At 58.9% G+C, this 17,495-nt stretch carries 11 protein-coding genes and 1 pseudogene; 6 read left to right on the forward strand and 6 right to left on the reverse strand.

Annotated features, from left to right (window positions below):
- Window positions 1–233: hypothetical protein (locus tag SGJ19_09255; protein MDZ4780425.1), on the reverse strand; the 233-nt coding region annotated here is incomplete at its 3' end.
- Window positions 234–656: 423 nt separating this feature from the next.
- Between SGJ19_09255 and SGJ19_09260 the strand changes: the two genes are divergently transcribed.
- From SGJ19_09260 to SGJ19_09280, 5 genes and pseudogenes are all read left to right on the forward strand, one after another.
- A complete protein-coding gene (locus SGJ19_09260) occupies window positions 657–875 on the forward strand; it encodes a hypothetical protein (GenBank protein MDZ4780426.1) in 219 nt (72 codons plus the stop codon).
- Between the two features lie 671 nt (window positions 876–1,546).
- The gene (locus SGJ19_09265) at window positions 1,547–2,089 is read left to right on the forward strand and encodes an IS630 family transposase (protein ID MDZ4780427.1); all 543 of its coding nucleotides are present in this window, start codon (window positions 1,547–1,549) and stop codon (window positions 2,087–2,089) included.
- Window positions 2,068–2,637 (forward strand): annotated as a pseudogene (locus SGJ19_09270) (IS630 family transposase). The gene SGJ19_09265 and the pseudogene SGJ19_09270 overlap by 22 nt, the downstream one beginning before the upstream one ends.
- Before the next feature lie 302 nt (window positions 2,638–2,939).
- On the forward strand, window positions 2,940–5,825 hold the full coding sequence (locus tag SGJ19_09275; GenBank protein MDZ4780428.1) for a beta-propeller domain-containing protein: 2,886 nt from the start codon (window positions 2,940–2,942) through the stop codon (window positions 5,823–5,825).
- 269 nt (window positions 5,826–6,094) lie between these two features.
- Window positions 6,095–6,292 carry a hypothetical protein gene (locus SGJ19_09280; GenBank protein MDZ4780429.1) on the forward strand — a complete coding sequence of 66 codons (198 nt, stop codon included), beginning with the start codon at window positions 6,095–6,097 and terminating at the stop codon, window positions 6,290–6,292.
- 1,464 nt (window positions 6,293–7,756) lie between these two features.
- Here SGJ19_09280 and SGJ19_09285 read toward each other — a convergent pair.
- From SGJ19_09285 to SGJ19_09300, 4 genes are all read right to left on the reverse strand, one after another.
- Window positions 7,757–8,770 carry a hypothetical protein gene (locus tag SGJ19_09285; GenBank protein MDZ4780430.1) on the reverse strand — a complete coding sequence of 338 codons (1,014 nt, stop codon included), beginning with the start codon at window positions 8,768–8,770 and terminating at the stop codon, window positions 7,757–7,759.
- Window positions 8,742–9,377: a helix-turn-helix domain-containing protein gene (locus SGJ19_09290; GenBank protein MDZ4780431.1), complete on the reverse strand. Its 636-nt coding sequence runs from the start codon at window positions 9,375–9,377 to the stop codon at window positions 8,742–8,744. Before SGJ19_09290 ends, SGJ19_09285 begins: the two co-directional genes overlap by 29 nt.
- 449 nt (window positions 9,378–9,826) lie before the next feature.
- Complete coding sequence (locus SGJ19_09295; GenBank protein ID MDZ4780432.1) at window positions 9,827–12,961, reverse strand: serine/threonine-protein kinase; 3,135 nt, start codon at window positions 12,959–12,961, stop codon at window positions 9,827–9,829.
- A gap of 477 nt (window positions 12,962–13,438) precedes the next feature.
- Window positions 13,439–13,837, reverse strand: coding sequence for a phage terminase small subunit P27 family (locus tag SGJ19_09300; protein MDZ4780433.1), 399 nt, complete (start codon window positions 13,835–13,837; stop codon window positions 13,439–13,441).
- 210 nt (window positions 13,838–14,047) lie between these two features.
- On the opposite strand from SGJ19_09300, the gene SGJ19_09305 reads away from it, so the two are divergent.
- The gene (locus tag SGJ19_09305; protein ID MDZ4780434.1) at window positions 14,048–15,163 is read left to right on the forward strand and encodes a hypothetical protein; all 1,116 of its coding nucleotides are present in this window, start codon (window positions 14,048–14,050) and stop codon (window positions 15,161–15,163) included.
- A gap of 543 nt (window positions 15,164–15,706) precedes the next feature.
- Here the strand turns inward: SGJ19_09305 and SGJ19_09310 are convergent.
- On the reverse strand, window positions 15,707–17,495 hold a 1,789-nt coding region (locus SGJ19_09310; protein ID MDZ4780435.1), incomplete at its 5' end, for a hypothetical protein.

The following is a 17,495-nucleotide window of genomic DNA, read 5'->3' on the forward strand; positions in this document are numbered from 1 at the left end:
GCCGTCAACTGAAAGTCGTCGGAGACGCCGTTCCCCGACCACGCGGCGTTCCGGCTTGGGATGGCGAGCTGCTCGGCGGCGCTCCCGGTCAGATGTCCCGCGGCGGGAGAGCCAACCGTGCCCGAGTCGATCATCGGCCGCTGCGAAAAAACAGGGCCATCGACAGCCAGCGCCGGCGAACACAATCCGGCGACCGCGGCGAGCGCTTGCAGTGCACGAAACCAGCGGGACATGCCACGTTCCTCCCATTGGATGACTTGCCTCCGCTACGCTAGCACTGATTCTATGACGATACCGCCAGGATTTCCATTGCTACTGGAGTTAGGAAAACGGCGCGGTCCACTTGGCGGCAAGTGGGCATTTCTTGGCGCCAGGGGCGTTCTAGGTTGTCCAAACTCAAATTCCAGTACTACCCATAGCGGAGGTGACGGGAGCTAAGACCTTGGTGCTGCTCGATCCGGGGTGGATGCAGGCGACGGCGCAGCGGAGCCGTAGCCCATCCCAGATCGCAAAGAGCACAGCGATCCGCGCACTCACCGGCGGTGAAATATCGCAATCGTCCTGATATCAGGTCACTTTCGTTCGAAGGCGATTCCTCTCCGGCGTTGGAAGGTCCCTTTCTAGAGGAGAGGCAATCCTATCAAGGGAGATTCACCATGAAGTCAACGATTTCTCTGGCATTCACCGGTTTTCAGGATGTTCCGCCCGCGGAGCTTTCCTCCGTTAAAGGAGGTGGCAAAATTGCCTTCACGCTCGGCGGTCTCGGCATCGTCATTGGCAACGCGGTGGGCGGCGATACGGGTGGTGCGGTCGGCTGGACCGTCGGCAACGCCGTGGGCAAATTCGTCGAAAGCGTCGTCGGCGCTGTAACTTGAGATCCACGTCGAGCGGAAATCGGCAACGACTCATACGAGCCCGCGCCCCCGTCCGGGCGCGGGCTCGTTAACAAAATCTAGGCAACTAAACGACGAGACGGAAGGCCGCCCGAGACGGGATAAAATCGATGAAGTAACGAACATCCTCGCTACGGCAATTTCGGGAGCACACGACCGCGGACGTAGGATTGCGGAATTCAACTCGTGGTGATTGATTCCCGGGCAGCATCGTAAATACGCTTTGGGCACATCGGAAACCGGAAAGCCAAGAACCATGATAGCCCCGATTGACGAATTTATTCCGAGAAGCAGTCCGCGCGGAAGGCGGACGCAATGTTAATAGGCTAGCGACAGGCCGGCACATCCCAGTCCGCCGATCCGCAACAGCTCATGGCGGCTCGGCCTGCGGACGGTGCCGAAATGTCTCTGAAGTACTCTCAACATGGCCCAGCAACGTCGCGCAATTGCAATCTCCGCTCAAGGATTTCAAACCACATCACGCGGCGGTTGGCTGCAACTTTACCGGTCAATAGGCCTTCCTCGAGGTCTTCAATGAAATCCCGCAAGATGATGGAGTCGCGTTCTAAGTACCCCCGCAATTGAAGTTAAGTGGTTTGGCGATTTGGGTTAGCCTTCGCGTCTGGGAAGGATTCCTGGGCACGGAGGTCGTCATGGTCGCTTTAAAGGTTTCGAGCAAGCAATGGGATGCGTTGGACGCGTTGCGGTTTTCGACGCGGGAGGCGAAGGTGTTTCGCAATGCCACGATCATTTTGTTGACCTCCGCGGGCAACTCCAAGCCGGCGATTGCCTACGAACTGGGGTGCTCGGTGAGCACTGTCGACAACGTGCGGCGGAACTACCGCCACCACGGCCTCAAGGGACTGTTGCCCAAGAAGTCGCCAGGCAGAGCGTCGCGCGCCACGGCGGAGTATCGCGAAGCGCTGCGCGCAGTCGTGCAGACGCCGCCGCAGTCGTTGGGCTACGGTTTCAGCGTCTGGTCGTTGGCGCGGCTGGCCGCGCATCTGAAGCGCAAGACCGGCGTTTCGCTGTCGGACGACCAACTCGGCCGCGTGCTCCGCGCCGAAGGCTTCTCGCACCAACGGCCCAAGCACACGCTGAAAGGCCAGCGCAACGAAGTCGCTTACGAGCGCGCTCGCCGCGCGCTGAAAACGCTCAAAAAAAGGCCCTCGAACCGGATGCTGACGAGGTGTTGATCTTTCAGGATGAAGTGGAGATTCACTTGCACCCGGCGCTCGCGCGGCAATGGGCGCCGATCGGTCAACAGCCGGAAGTGCCGGCGCCGGGCCGCAATCAAAAGAAAGTCGTGTATGGCGGAGTGGACTATCGCACAGGCAAGTTGACCTACACGGTGGCCGACACCAAGTGCGGCGCGGAGTTCCTCGCCTTCTTGATCTTGATGGTGAAGACGTATGCCGGCCAGAAGCTTCGCCTGGTCTGCGACAACGGCCGCTTTCACACCACGCAGGCCGTACAAGCGTGGCTGGCCGAGCATCGCGATCAGATCGAAATCTTCTGGTTACCGCCCTACTGTCCCAGCCTGAACCTGATTGAACGCTTGTGGGGACACCTGAAACGCACCATCCTCGCCAACGTGCTCTACGCCGATCTCGATGACCTCGTCACCGCCTTCCGCACCGGCGTCCGACGCCTTACCGGAAACCGAGACCGCATGGGCTTCATGTTCGACCACGACGACCTCTACCAAGAAATCCAAGCCACTGCCCGCAGAATCGCCGCTTAGAACTTTCTGCGGGGGTACTTAGAAGGACGGGCCGCAATGTTTTTAACATGGGTTGAATGCGTCCCATCCGCGGAAATCGTGACTCCTGGCAACACCGAGTTTTTCGCCTTCGATTCCCGCGAATCACGCAGCACTGCATTTCGTTCACACCGTGTACTGGCGTTCATTACTCTATCGGGTCATGGACTACCAGTGGCTCCGGACATTAAACTGCGCCGAAGCTTGTCCGCACTGAATGAGTAGTCACTCATATACGCGTCAGGATTTCTGTTCCCCAGCCTTTCTTGGTGGAGGGCGATCGGATGAAGACCTTTCTCAAGGCGAATTCACGTCGACCGGCTCGGAGACTGTCCGTCGAACCGCTTGAATCCCGTTGGATGTTGGACGGTGATTCCAATGGGACAGCCGTTCCGCCGCCGCCGGTCGAACTGGAGAAGTTCTCCTCGACCGCCGAGCTTGAGCAGTATCTGATCGACGACGCGCTGGTGCGCTTCGATGGACTGTTCGGCCAGCCGGGTTGGCCGTATGGATGGTGGTGGCGAAGCGGCGGGGTGTTTGGCGACACGCCTGGCGAAGTTGCGCCCGGCCATTCCGAGACCAACACGCAAGTGGCGGGCGTCGACGAAGGCGACCTGGTTGAAACAGACGGCGATTACCTGTATGTGCTCTCCGGCCAGCAATTGGTGATCATCGATGCCTTGCCCGCCGAGGACATGTCGGTTGCATCGCGAGTTCATTTCGAGGGACAGCCCTTCGCGCAGTACTTGATGGGCGAACGCCTCACCGTGCTGTCGCACGCGTACGTGGATGGAGGCGAATCGTGGTGGGGGGCTTCCGGCGGGCCGTTCGTGGGTGCCGTCGATATCGCCATGCCGTTCTTCTATCGCACGGAACTCGTCGCCACGGTGTTTGACGTTTCGGACCGTGCGGCGCCAACACTGTTGCAAGAGACGCGATTGGACGCCAGCCACGTTGACTCGCGAGCGATCGGCAACCTGGTGTATCTGGTGACGAGCAGCGGCTTTGGCCTGCCCGCCCCGGAGTTAAACTGCACGCCGCCGTTCGACCCGACGGCGGGAAAGCCGATCGATCCCAATTCCACCTGCGTCTACGAAACGCGTGATGCCTACCTGACGCGAATTTCCGGCCAGGTGCTGGAGCTCGGATTGCCACACTACAGTGCCGTGGATGCGGACGGTGACGTGACCACAGGGTTGCTGACGCAGCCCGAGGAATTCTATCGCCCCATCGTCGAGAATCCGTGGAATCTCATGTCAGTCGTCGTGATCGACGCTGGCGACGACGCGTCGACCGGGCCGGTATTCTCGACGAGCATTCCGACCGATTACGCGAGCCAGATTTATGCGTCGACGGATAGTCTGTACGTCGCCAATCCCGTCTGGCGTCCCGACCAAGTCGACGGCACTGCGACGTTGTTGCTGAAATTCGACCTCAACGCCGAGGAGCGGCGCGTGGATTTGAGCGCTGTGGGCGAAGTGCCCGGGCGGTTGTTGAATCAATTCTCGTTGGACGAGCACAAGGGGTACCTGCGCATCGCGACGACGCGCGGCTGGGGACCGGACACGGAAAACCGCGTACTTGTCCTGGAGCAGACCGACGAATCACTCGACGTGGTCGGTCGTTCGGAGAACATCGGCGCCGGCGAACAGATCTTTGCAGTGCGTTTTCAGGGAGATCGCGCATTTGTCGTGACTTTTCTGCGGATTGATCCCCTGTTCGCGCTCGACTTGAGCGATCCCAAAAATCCTCGTCGCGCAGGCGAATTGGAAATCCCGGGCTTCTCGAACTACCTGCATCCGCTTGGCGATAGCCATTTGATTGGCATCGGGCGGAACGCCGATCCCGTGACCGGCCGGGTTCAAGAATTGCAGGTGTCGCTGTTCGATGTGTCGAGCTTGGATCAACCGTCGATCACCGACCGCGACTCCGTTGAAACAGCGGATTGGGCCTACAGCGAGGCGACCGATAATCACCACGCCGTGGGTTATTACCCCGAGCATGGCGTGCTGGCGATTCCAATTTCGAGCGGCGAATGGTCGATGGAGGATCGGGACGGGGACGGAATCAAGGAATCGAATCTCTATCAGCCGCGGACCGAATTGTGGGTCTGGCGAATTGATCCCAGCTCCGGCGGTGAGCAAGCGGTGGCGCTGCTCGGCCGCATCGAGCACGACTCTTACGTGCGACGCAGCGTGCGAATCGGCGACACGTTGTATTCAATCTCGGATTCCGAAGTCAAAGCACACGCGATTCTCGATCCCGCTTCCCAACTTGGCGCACTGTACTTCGGCCAGGAGGACGCCGGCATTGGCGTGTTCCATCCGGCGACCGATGATCCTGATGTCGCACTGTCGTTGGAGCATCCCGAGTTGGCGGCGCCGCAAGTCGTCAAAGTTCTGGTCGGCGACAGCAATTGGCAGGGCGAATTCATCGATCTGCTGGAGCAGGGCGCGGCCGATACAAGTACGTCGCCGGTCGTCGGGCTGGCGGGCATCAACCAGATCAAGCTCGTCTTCAGCGAGGAAGTGCAAATCAGCCCGAGTGACCTGGTCGTGCGCGGACGCGACGGCAAAACCTACTCCTGGTACGGCTTCGAGTACAACGCGCAGATTGCTACGGCCACATGGACGTTTGGCCCGATGGCGACGGACGAGTTGAGCATTACCCTCGCCGATGCCGTGCGCGACCTCGGCAGATCGCAGTTGGACGGCGATAGCGACGGCCAAGCGGGTGGGGCGTTTGCAACCACGATTGGCATTCTTCCCGGTGACGCGGATCGTAGCGGGGCGATCGAAGTGGCGGATCTGAACACTGTCCGCAATGGCTTCGGCGCCATCGGCGTGGGACTGCTGGGCGATGTGAACGCCGACGATCGGATCGATCTCAACGATCTGAATCTGGTGCGGAACAACTTTGGCCAATCACTCACGATTGCTGCGGCTCCATTTTCGGCTCCGACAGGTTCGACCCTCGACGTGACCGGTTTTGACGTGGGCAAGTACCACATTGTGAGATGGAATACAACCGCGACTGGTGAGCCAAGCTCCACCGTTCGTGCCGCCGCAACCGACGTGTTGTTTAACCAAGTTCCGCTCAGCGATACCTGGATGGCGACGGATCGAGTCTCGTTAATCGGCCTTAAGCTGCCACGGGCGGCTCGACGTTGAGTGAATGAGCGCATTTCGGCAGTGCTTGCTAGGTGCTGCGCCGGGCAACCCGATTTCCCGATCGTCAATGTTGAAGTCCAACGACGGGAGCTACAGCAATGGACTGCGGCCGCCGTCGCAGTAATCTCAATGGCGTCGTCAATCAATGAGCAATTCGCGACTGAATACATGTGGCGGCGAATGGACTGGCAACCGGAGTATTATTCATCGTATTGGTCGCCAACGCGGGCGGTAGCTTCGTCAGCGGATTCGTTTGCGGACTGATCGCGATGCGAGAGTTGTATTTGGCGGCAACCATGTTCGGAATCTTGTGGACGTGTGGCGGCTTGGCCATGTTGATGATGCTGCCAGCCCCGCTTTGGTTTGCCATCGCGGACATTCTCTTATATGTGCCCACGGCGCTGCTTGGAGTTAAGCTAGGCGGCACGCTGACAGGCAGAAAGTCGTCGCCGGCCGCGACACAATAGGCGAATCAGATTTTGACCTCTGATTCCCGATTGCGTTAGTCGTCAGAAGCCATGAACTGCCTTCTGGGACAGGACCAGGCCGTAGTCGACAATTCCCCCTCCCAATCAAAGTATGTCCCAACTGCATTCGCGTGCAAACGTGCCTGGAGGGCGGTTAACACGGCGCAATCGCCTGCCTTCATCCCATCGGAATCGGGCTCTGCGATCAAGTGTCGACAAATCCTGAACTTCCTCGGATCGAGTCTGCTCCATTTTCCGAGGCGGGCGATTGGAATGGTGCTGGCAAACCGTCCGCATCGTAGACGCATCGATCGGCGACCGATATAGTGCCCCTTTCCCCATTCAAGGAGGCAATGCATGGCCAAGAAGAGCAGAATCAAGGAAGTTGTCGAAACTGTTGAGAGTTGGGTGGGACTGGGCCCAAAAGCCAAGTAGAACTCCAAGAAATCGAGCAAGCAGAAGACCGGGCCAATCCGTGAGCTGGCTCAAGAGGTACTTCCTGGTGCAGAAGCGAGACAGATGCGAAGAAAGAATCGCCGTGCGAAAGTTAAAACGGCGGTGAAGAAGGCCGTGAAAAAAGTGAAGAAGGCCGCCAAGAAAAGGCCGTAGTGATCGGCGGCGGTCGCCACGCGCGGGGCGACGTCGCCAAGATATTCAGTCCGACCAGTGAGAACACGAGCGTGAACAAGGCCCCATAATTTCGGCGTGTCGACCGCTCTTCCATCGCCCGCGGCATTTCCGATCGCCGCGGGCAATTCACTGGCAATTCCAGTGCCATCTGTCCTCCGTGTCCTCGGGGTCCGCCGCAGGCGACATCTTGGGAAAGCGTTTTACAGCGCCGCCCCATACCGGCGGGTCACACGTGAGCCGATTTTAGCTTGACTGAATGTTGTCGAAGTCTATGCCTAACTCCGTTTCAGTTTTGCCAGCCGGCGGATGGTTAACACGGCACAATTGTTGGGTCTGTGAAGACGGTACGCCGGTACAGATTTGGCTTTCGGCATGGTGCCCGACCTCGATTGACCGTTCGACGGTACATGTACCGTCGTTCAAAGTCTTTCAGAGCCGCACTGCCGCTGGGGGTCGGGATCGTATCCATTCTCCTTCAGGATGTTCTTCACGGTATTGCTCTGGCAGTGTGACTTCGTGCGAACTGACAAACCACTCTCGGCGAATGTTTGTTTGGACAGCAAGATGATACGCGACCGGTCGAACTCGTCACCGACAAGGCCTACGACTGTCAACATCTGCGCGCGAGCTTAAAATGGCTCGGCAATCGCGCGGAAATTCCCAAACGCGGCGAATCGAGCCGTGGGCTGGGCGCGAAGCGCTGGCCAATCGAACGCTCCTTCGCTTGGCTGCAGCAGTTTCGACGACTGCGCATCCGCCGGAAAAGTAAGCTCGAACACCACCTGTCCTTCCTCCACCCTCGCCGCCGGAATTATCTGTCGCCGAATTCTCAATTCACGGTTTTTTGCAGTAGGCTCCTAACTGAAGTTGAGTACGTATCGCAGCGCTCAATGGTGTGCGAGCTAACCCCCGGAGCGCGAGGACGAGCAAGAAGGCCTCAACAAACAGCGCCATCGCGGCCGGCTCTGGGACGATCCAAGGGGATTGCGGCGCTGTCTCTCCGAAATTATTGCGTACGGCATTGAGATCTTCAAGATTCACTAAGTGATCACCGTTCGTATCGCCGAGAATGGGCGACCCCTGCTCGCCGAAGTTGTTGCGGACATTGTTCAAGTCCTCCAGATCAACATCGCCGTCACCATCGGTGTCGCCGGCGCAAGTGGCCACGAGCACGACGCCGGAGTTGGAATAGTGTGGGAACAAAATGCGACCCTGCCCAAATCCACCGCCGATCACGGTGGCGAAGGCGCCGCGGCGACCGTCGGAGTCGATGACTCGAAACGATGTGCCCAGCTCAGGCACGAAGCCGTCAATCCGGTTGATGTCGAGGATCCCGTCGAGGATGGCCTCGCCGTTGATCGTGATCCGGTCATATTCATCCTCCGCCGCGCCGCCCAGCTCGACCACAAGACGGCCTGTGCCTTCTTGCCGGTATTCTCCGTCGATTTCGATCAACCCGGCGGATGCCCCGGGGCTGATCGTGCCGAAGTTATCCACGTCGACGAGGATCCGCCCGTCGCCGGAAATGACGCCGGAGTTGTCAACGACTAGATCGGCCGAGCCGTCCAAAGTCGGCGTCGCGGCCATGATTACGACAAAATCCAGCCTGCCCTTCAGCCGCCATGCGACAGGCGTATCGACCGTGAGTCTACCGCCGCGGATCAGCAGCGTGCCCAGGGTCGGGCTCTCGAAGTCGTCCGCGCCGATCGCGAGACGCTTTCCAGGCTCGATCCGAGTAGTGGCCCCAGCTGTGGCGATCCAGCGGTAGGCCGCGGTGTTAATGGCGGAGTCGCCCGCGCCGAGGAGGTCGGTTTGCCGGTCATGGCACTTCCTCAAGCGCCGCGGCACAGCCGGCAGCATCCTCGATTAGGCCTTGCCGTTCTGGCATTGGTTCGTCTGCCCAACTCACCGGCAGCACGTTCTCGTGGGCCTGTTGCCGGAGGTCCTCAAGATACCCGTGATCGGCCAACAGTTCGGTTCGCAGTTGCTGGATGCCGACTATGCTCAACGGCTGTCCTGACGGTGTGACCGGCGCAAGCAAGGTCGGGGCATCGAGGCCGAGTAAGGCCCTGCGCTGCACCAAACACTTTTGCACCTGCTCCAAAAACCGCGGATCGCCGTGCTGGTTCTTGACCGTCTTGCGGGCGCGGGCCGCGCTGCCTTCGCCGTTCAAGACGGCGGACTGCAGCGGCTTCTGCGAGCGTTCCCAGGCGGCCCACGCCTCGCGTTCCACTCGTTCCAGCTTCTTAAGTTCCACATAGCGCTGGGAATCGAAATCGCGGATTGACGACTCACGCCATTCCCTGCGGAGCGCCTTCAGATCAAAGCAGACCGTGGTCTGGCAGATCTGCAGATGCTCTCCGATAACCTGCTGCGTCCAGCCTTGGACATACAATTCCGCCACCTGCTGCCGCCGCCGGGCGCGTTCTACTTTCTTGTTGGGCTTGGTGGGCATGGCGTTTATTGCCTCTCATGGACATTGGTGTTAGGCCGAATAGCACTGTAGAAACGCAATGAGCGCATCGGTTAGCCGGTCACCTGCACTCTTGAACGACTCGACGGCGCCATCCTAAACTCCGGCAACAACCTCACAAGCTTATTGTGCTCGTTCTTCTGTAAGGCCGTATGCGCCGATCAGGTGAACTTCAAGTTGCTGAGCATCTCTAAACAGAGATCCGCTCCGGTCTCGCATCATTCATGCTATCAGCGCAGCCGACTTCAGTGATGCCTGCGAAATTCGTGGTTATCGATGGTCGCAGACACACCACATCACAAATAGCAATTCAAAGTATGGTTCCAACCACTCTGCACTGCGTTTATGTTCTGACGTTTAAACAGGTTAATTTCGGGCGGGCTTGTAGCCGTAACATTTTGTGTGGTTCCGGCATTCCGTTGTAGCAATTCCTAATCGACCATCGACGCATCGCTAGGAATGGCGGCCCGCGCCTCGCTCAGAATGTGGCCAAACAGCACGACTTCGTCCCACTCAACGAACGGATTTGGTGGACGATAGCGTGGCGCGGCCGTTTCGCTATCGGCCTCAACATCGGCACGCGCGGCAGCGGACGCCTGATCGTCTCGCGCCTTTTGCTCCAACCTTGTCGCATGCCATGCTTCCGCTTGTTCCAGCCACCGAGTTGCATCTTCGTGATGATTCAAGCGTTGATGTGTCATCGCGAGAAACACCTGGGCGAGAAAATGCGGCTGCGGACGTTGTCGATCAATGGAAGCGCTCAACATGCGCTCCGCGTCCTCCGGTCGGTTGGCTCGATAGTACACTGCGCCAAGATCCTGCATCGGCCAAGGCGTTTCAGGGAGTTTCTCCACGGCGCGTGCACCTAGCTGAATCGCGATTTCAAGATTGTCCAACGCGTTAGGCGCCAAGCTGCAGTTAAATGCGATGGCTTTGGAGAATTCGGCGGAGCTGGCCTTGGAATGGAGCTGGATCAATCCTTCGCATGATTGCCGATAGAGCGCGGCGTCGTCAGTGATGATTCCCACTCGCGCCTGCGTATACCAGACAAATGGCAACGTTGCATCGCGGACGTCGGGACGCAACTTCTTAAGAATGGTCGCGGCCTCGAAATCGCGGCGACGCGCAGAATCGTATTCGCCGCGACACAAATCATTGGAGGCCGCTGCGTGCAGCGCTACGGCGACGACGCCGCTGTCGGCACCAAGGGTGGTTGACAGAATATCCAGCGCCTCGACAAAGACGATTTCCGCCTCGGCAAACCGGCCTTGGTTCGTGAGGAAGCTTCCGAACGCCGCCATGGACTGGCCGACGAACGGTCGGTGGCCCAAGGCGAGCTGGTCAGCTTGAAGCGAGTCTCGGTATAGCCGCTCCGCCGCGCGAGTCTCGCCGTTGCTGGCAAGGTCGTCGGCCGCCTCGCGCTTCAAATAGCCGACAATGGGATGCCGTTCGCCAAACACCTCCGCGACTTTGACGATCGCTTGAAGGTTGGACTCCTCCGATCCTTTCGTATCACCCCGCGATCTGGCTAAGAGGCTACGACCATACAGTCCAATCGCCTCGCCGAGGCGCCGGTCGCCATGAGTGCTCGCCAGCGTCTTCGCGGCCGCAAGCATTTCTTGCGTCGCTTCGAAAGTTCGGCCGATCTTAATGAGCACGACCGCGAGACCGAACCGTGCATAGGCGATATCGCGGTGCTCGGCGTTCAACAGTGCGACGCGCGTGTCAATCGCCTGTCGTAGCAATTGCTCGGCCTCTGCTTTGCGGTTGCCTTGATTAAAGCACACCACCCAAGCGAGCACAAACTCGCTAAGCGCCACGTCGAGATGCCGCTCTCCTAATTGTGCGCGGCGGATTTCGAGCGCTGCGACGGCGCAGCGCTCGGCTGCGTCGAAGTCTCCTGCAAAGAACTGAAACACAGACAAGCTATGCAGGCTCTCTGCCACGGCCAGATGATCATTGCCATATATGCGGCGGCGCAATGCCAACGACTTCGTCAACAGTGGTTCGGCGTCGTCGAACCGCATGTAGCTCGTGTAGACGTTCCCGATCCGATCCATCAGCATTGCATGAACCGCCGCCTGAGTCGCCAATTTCTCTGGTACGTCCTCGCCGTCGCCGTTCGGAAGTTCGCGTTCCAATGCGTCGGTATCTGCGAGCACCTGCTTCGCGCCGGCGTCGACGAGCTCGACGGCCTTAGTGTTCGTATCGACTTGAGCGGACGTGCCCAGAGAATAGCCCGAAAGTCCGATCGGATCGGCCCCCTGATACATGCCCGCCAGCACCCCTGCCACTCGTTCGGCGACGGCGGCCTGTTGACTGGCTCGCGCCGCTTCATCAAGAGCGATTTGCTCAGCGGCTTCCGCCCGGTCCCGCTGGGCTTTCTCGCGAATTGAAATCGCTTGCGCTTGGCGTCGAGCGTACGCTTCGTCATTACGCGCCCGAGCGATGCGCCACGCCGCGACCGTGGAGATGATCGCGATTGTCGCGAACAACGCCATTGCGGCCGCCCCGAGTCCCGCCGCCAGCCGATTTCGCCCGCACCATCGCCAGATCCGGGCGAACGAGCTGATGGGTCGAGCGCGGATCGGCTCCCCGACAATCTGGCGGCGCAGTTCTTCGGCCAGTTCGATCGCGCTTACGAAGCGTTTCGAGGGCTCTTTCTCAAGGCATTTTAGGCAAATCGTCGCCAAGTCCTTCGGAACGCGGCTGTTCAACTTGCGCGGATTGGGCGGCTCGTCGTTCAGAAGTTGCAAAATCAGCATCCGCTTCTCGCCACGAAACGGTAGTTCGCCAGTCAGTAACTGAAACAGAATGACGCCTAGCGCATAAACGTCGCTCCGAGCGTCCGCTTCATGCGCCTTGCCGCGAGCCTGTTCAGGGCTCATATAAGCCGGCGTACCAAGAATCTGGCCATCGACGGTCATCGTGATTTCGCCACTTTCGCGCTTCGCCAGGCCAAAGTCAGTCACATGAGGCTGACTGGCCTTGTCCATCAGAATGTTGCCGGGCTTCAGGTCACGATGCACGACGCTGCGCTCGTGGGCGTGATGAACTCCGTCGGCAATCTGGGCGAGTAGCGAAGCGGCCTCGCGAACCGTCAGCCGGCGCGTCTTGAGCCATTCTTGCAGATTCGCGCCTTCGATGAATTCGCTTGCGATGAAGAACGTATCACCATCGCGTCCCACCTCGTAGACGCTGACAATGTTGGGATGCTGTAACTGTGCCGCAGCCCGAGCGTCGCGCAAGAAATACTCGGCTTCCGCGTTCGTGAGTTGACTGCGGCGGGGCACCTTCACGGCGACGATCCTATCGAGCACCGTGTCGCGAGCTTTCCACACCGCCCCGAAGCCGCCCATGCCGATGCGTTCCAGCAACTCGAAGTGCCCAAGCCGCCGTGGCTCGAACCGCACGGTGCTGCCGTCTGATGCGAGTTCGTGCGCTAACGTCGTGTCCCGACTCACCAGAGTGATGTTGCTGCCACAAGAAGGGCAAGTCAACGCGTCAAAAAGTCGTTCGTCGACCATCTCAATCGGATGATGGCAGTGAGGGCAGCGGATCTGCAAGGCCGGCTCCTTCACAATTCAATAGTGCACGCCGACATGCATTGTTTGCTCCGAATTCCCCTTAATGCAAGTATCGCGCCTTCGTTCAAGGAGATTGGAGTGCAAAAGCACGCTAATCTGAGGCGAAGAGAACGGTCACCAGCCTACAGGATCGAATCCCGGAAGCGTCGGCACTAACTTGGCAGCAAATCCCTACAGGATAGCGCCATGGCGAATGAAATGCCGAAAAACTAGTCCGAACATTGGAAGCATCTATAAGAAATGCGGTTTTGGCGAATCACGCGGTCACAGAAGGCCAGGAAAATGATTATCAAGCCCTCGACAAATAGGTTTACTTGCGTCCAGAATCAAGGCGATGTGGCGCCGCATCCGGTCGAATCATTACGGATTCGACCATCTGTGGACGTCGGTGGACACGCTCGACCGACCGGTTAGGCTTGGTGGACAACGGAGTAATTGCCCCTCGAGACGAAGGGCCTATCCGGTGTACTTAGTCAAGAACTCATCGAGTGCGTCAGACTTCGGTGCAGCTTGCACACGCGAACGACTCGACGGCGTCATTCCAAACTCCGTCAACAGTGCCACCAGCTTCTTGTGTTCGTTCTTCTGGATCACCCAATACGGAGAGTGCGTGAATTTGGGAAGTTCCCCTGGTTCCTGGCGTTCGACCCAGACCGCGCCGAGTTTCAAAACCTGCGCGGCCGCTTCGACATGGGCCGCATACGACTCACAAAGAAGTTCGAGCGCTGCGGAATCGAGTTGCGTCCCGACGCCGCAGTCGGCTAGCTCCTGGGAGAACCGTTCCCAGGCTTCCCGAGCCGCGCCTTGCAAGCGTTCCGGACAGAGCGGCAATTCCCTTGATGCATCGTTGTTCATCCTGCCCCTCACCATATGAAGTACTTGGCCTTGGGATTCGAGTCCGGATAGGGATTGTCCGCCACCACCTGCTGCGCCGGATGATCCGCTCAAGCCCGGTTTCGGCGGCTACTTTCTTGGATACGAGGAGGGGGGGCACGGTCACTCGTCCGCAGCAAGTCCACGGAGAACAACGCCGATATCTTCGCAGCGTTTTCGCTCATCGCCGCGATGGAGTCTGACCTCGGAAATGCTGCGGCGGCCTCACTCTGGCGCGCCCGCGCTAACCATGCCGGCGATTTTGTGATGCGCATGTACGAAGGTGCGAGTCACCGATTCAACGCCGGCACCGTTCGGGCGGGCACTCCTGTCGGCCCAGGGATCGATCCGACGGGGCCGCGCGTGGGAAATGATGTTGTTAACGTGTTCGATTTCCTGGATTCGAATTCGTTCTCATTGTTGGCGCTGGCCGGTTCTCCACGTTACTTCGCCGAAGTCGATTGGCGTCAGCCGCTGCAATACATGCTCGGGAGTTTTCAAGCAGCTGCCCAAGCGAACGGAATGCACTTTGACGGTTTCAGCTTGGTGCGGGAACCGGTGCCGGACAGGTTCCGACAGCATCCCGGCCCTCCTGGCGTCGCCTGGGAATTCACTGCGCAGGCGGTCGCGACCATGCAATTCGTCGATTCACTGTATGGGGAAACACTCTTCGCCGAACAAGTGGTAAACTATCTGGCGGAGATCCGACGGGCTCAGACGCTCGCGCCTTTTCACGACGAACGCGGCCTCGTTGCTAGCACCCTCGATGGCGAGCATGACATTAATCTGCCTTATGCGGCGGTCGATCAGTGCCTGACCACACCCTTTCAATGCATTCCGGAGCGGGTCGGACTCGCGGCCACAACATGGTCCGTTTTAGGGGAGTTGGGCGCAAATGTCTTCACTCCGGCGCGCGGCTACTCCCGCGTGGCGGGTGATACGAACGGTGACGAGCGCGTTGATGTCAGCGATCTGAACAACGTTCGCAACTTCTTCGGCAGCTCGGTGATTGCCGGGGATGCGAATGGCGATGGAACCGTCGATTTGGAAGACCTCAACGCAGTCCGTAACAACTTCGGGAGTTCGGGAATCACGAACAGGTTCACCTGCTCTGCGCCAACAGGAAGCAGTGTACTCGACCGAGCTATCGGTCGAACACACAGCGACTACAAAGAGTCGGCGACCGTCGCTCCGACCGCGTTAGATCAATTGATGTGGGAGGTGGCTTGGCGCGGGATGGCGAGCGAACCGGTTGTTGGCGAGTTCGCCCACGGCACGCGCGCTCGCGGTAGACTCAACGTGCGATAATCGCCAATGCGTTCGCGGGCAATATTGCCGTCGGGCCGACGAACTGTTCAGCCACATCCGTGCGAAGTTCCTCGAGAAGTCGCTGGGTTTCGTGCCTATTGTTTTCATGTTTCACCCTTTCACCCCCTCCCTCGCGCGCACGCTCAGAAAAGCCAAAAAAGCCAGCGCGCGAGGGGGTAGGGGTGAAAGGGTGAAACTTGAGAAGAGAGAGTCTCTTTCTCTCTATATTTAAGCACTTTTCATTCATTTCAAGTTTCACCCTAAGGGGGTGAATCTTGGGTGAATCTTGGGGAATCTTGCCCCTCCGTTCAGGGTATATATCGATTAAAAAGCAGCTTCAAGTTTCACCCCTTGGCGGTCAAGATTCACCCCCTACGAATCGGTAAAAGGAATCCCTAATTGGGCTGCGACTCCCTATGACTTTCACTCACTCTCGGCTGGGTTTCGCAAACTAAGGCGGCCACGGGCTTTCGGGATTAGATGTACTCCGCGCTCCGTGATTGTCTATGCAGGTTTTCAACGCCCAAGCCACTCGCGTGACCCTTATCCCGGCAGAATCAAATCCAGAAACCCGAGTGGCAGGCTGGCCTCGCCCAGGCCGCTGTCCGGCGTCTCGTGGGCCAATACCCAGTCGGCGTCAGTGTTGTGGTCGTAGGGACTACTGAACGAGCCGTCCAACATGTCGTACGTGAACTCCACGTCGCCGTTGGATTCCTCGATTTCAAGAAACACGCGATCGACAATGCTGGGATCGGCCGCGGACCAGAGTCCACTGGCGGGCGCATTGTTGTCGTACAAGTAGACGCGACTAGGCAGCAGATCGGATGGATCCTCGTAGACCACTTGATATGGCACGACGGTATGCGCGTTCGCCAACGAGCCGAGGCTGTTCAACTCTGGCAGAAAGACGAACATCGGCGCTTCCGCAGAGGGGTCGGCGCTCCCGTCGCGTAGGAAGGTCACCAATTCTTCGACGGTATCCCGCGTGCTCGTAGCGGGCGTGGCCATTTGCCCCAAGAAAGAGCTGAGCAGCTCCTCACTAAGGATACGACTCTGTGCCAGCATGATGGAATGATCCACATCCGTCGTCGTCACGCCGATCTGACTGTTGACACCATTGAAATAGTCGTTCAACGCGTGGGTCGACATGCCGGTACACATGGCCGACGCGGTGGTGGGATCCCAGAACGTGGGGAAGATCAGGAACGAACCCCACAAGTCGGCCGAGTCCACAATGGCCGCCAGAATCCCCACGGGGCCACTCGCAATGACACCGGCCGTGAGTTTGATGCCGGCGCAGAGCAATTCCGCGTCGACTTCCGCTTTGCCGTAGACCTCGCGGAAGGACTGCCAAATCCTCGCGTTAGCGTCGGCCTTGGCCACCGGCGTCATGGCGGCATTGGAAAACTCGAAGCCATTCACGCTGGGCGCAAACGTCATCCGGTAATTCTTCAGCAGCGTGAATCCCATTTCCTCTGAGGATTGCAGTGGCGCGATCTGATCGAGAAATACCGAATGCTCGACGTCCCCTTCGTCGCCGGCGAAGAACGTGTCGTGCACCGACTGAATCGGAATCTGAAAGCTCAGAATGTCGCGGCCGTCGTCCAGTGTTCCGGCCACAGGCAGTCCCAGTGATTCACCGTCGTAGATAACGTCGGAGTCGGCTCGCAACCCCGTGCCGATGATATGCGCCCAGCCGCCGAGGCGCGCTTCAAAAGCGTCTTCGGTCAGGTAAGTGACACCAGCCGTGTTGCCTGCGCTGCAAGTCACCAGTTCCAGAGCGGAGGTCGTGGGATCTTCCAGCTGAGGGACGCAGATTGTACCGAAGGTCAATTCCTCGATGTCTGAAAGGACCTCGACGCGATATGTGTTGGAAAGTTCCCCATCGTCGTTGCGACTGATGAGCAAGGTAAAACGCGACGCGTCCAATCCTGCCGGCACGGTCCAGCTGTATTGATTGCCACCCAGTTCCGTGAGTGCGTAAGCCTGCACAACGGCGGAATTGTCGTACTCGTCGTCAAGGTAGAGTGTGGCCGACCCGCTCAGATTCAGCGTTTCGAGCGTCAGCACTTCGCCGCCCTGAACCGTGACGATGTCGTCTCCGAGCACGTCGCTTGGCGAACTGGCCGACACCAAGTAGGGAGCGGTATAGTAACGTTCCCATTCCTCGAGCGTGACTTGTTGGAAGTCTGGGTCGCCACCATCGGCGCCATCACTTCCTCGCGAACCCGAATTGCCGCGGTTGCCATTTTGGCCATCGCTGCCGGCCCGCCCCGATTCCTCAGTACACCAGGGGCGTTCAGCGTCGCCAGCATCTCCGCCTTCTCCTCCC

The sequence above is a fragment of the Planctomycetia bacterium genome (assembly GCA_034440135.1).
Classification (GTDB): domain Bacteria; phylum Planctomycetota; class Planctomycetia; order Pirellulales; family JALHLM01; genus JALHLM01.

What these genes read in the sequence shown, in the direction of transcription:
- SGJ19_09265 (MDZ4780427.1), top strand. Translation starts at nt 1,547, where the DNA reads ATGGTCGCTTTAAAGGTTTCGAGCAAGCAATGGGATGCGTTGGACGCG.
- SGJ19_09305 (MDZ4780434.1), top strand. Translation starts at nt 14,048, where the DNA reads ATGGAGTCTGACCTCGGAAATGCTGCGGCGGCCTCACTCTGGCGCGCC.
- SGJ19_09275 (MDZ4780428.1), top strand. Translation starts at nt 2,940, where the DNA reads ATGAAGACCTTTCTCAAGGCGAATTCACGTCGACCGGCTCGGAGACTG.
- SGJ19_09300 (MDZ4780433.1), bottom strand. Translation starts at nt 13,837, where the DNA reads ATGAACAACGATGCATCAAGGGAATTGCCGCTCTGTCCGGAACGCTTG.
- SGJ19_09260 (MDZ4780426.1), top strand. Translation starts at nt 657, where the DNA reads ATGAAGTCAACGATTTCTCTGGCATTCACCGGTTTTCAGGATGTTCCG.
- SGJ19_09280 (MDZ4780429.1), top strand. Translation starts at nt 6,095, where the DNA reads ATGCGAGAGTTGTATTTGGCGGCAACCATGTTCGGAATCTTGTGGACG.
- SGJ19_09290 (MDZ4780431.1), bottom strand. Translation starts at nt 9,377, where the DNA reads ATGCCCACCAAGCCCAACAAGAAAGTAGAACGCGCCCGGCGGCGGCAG.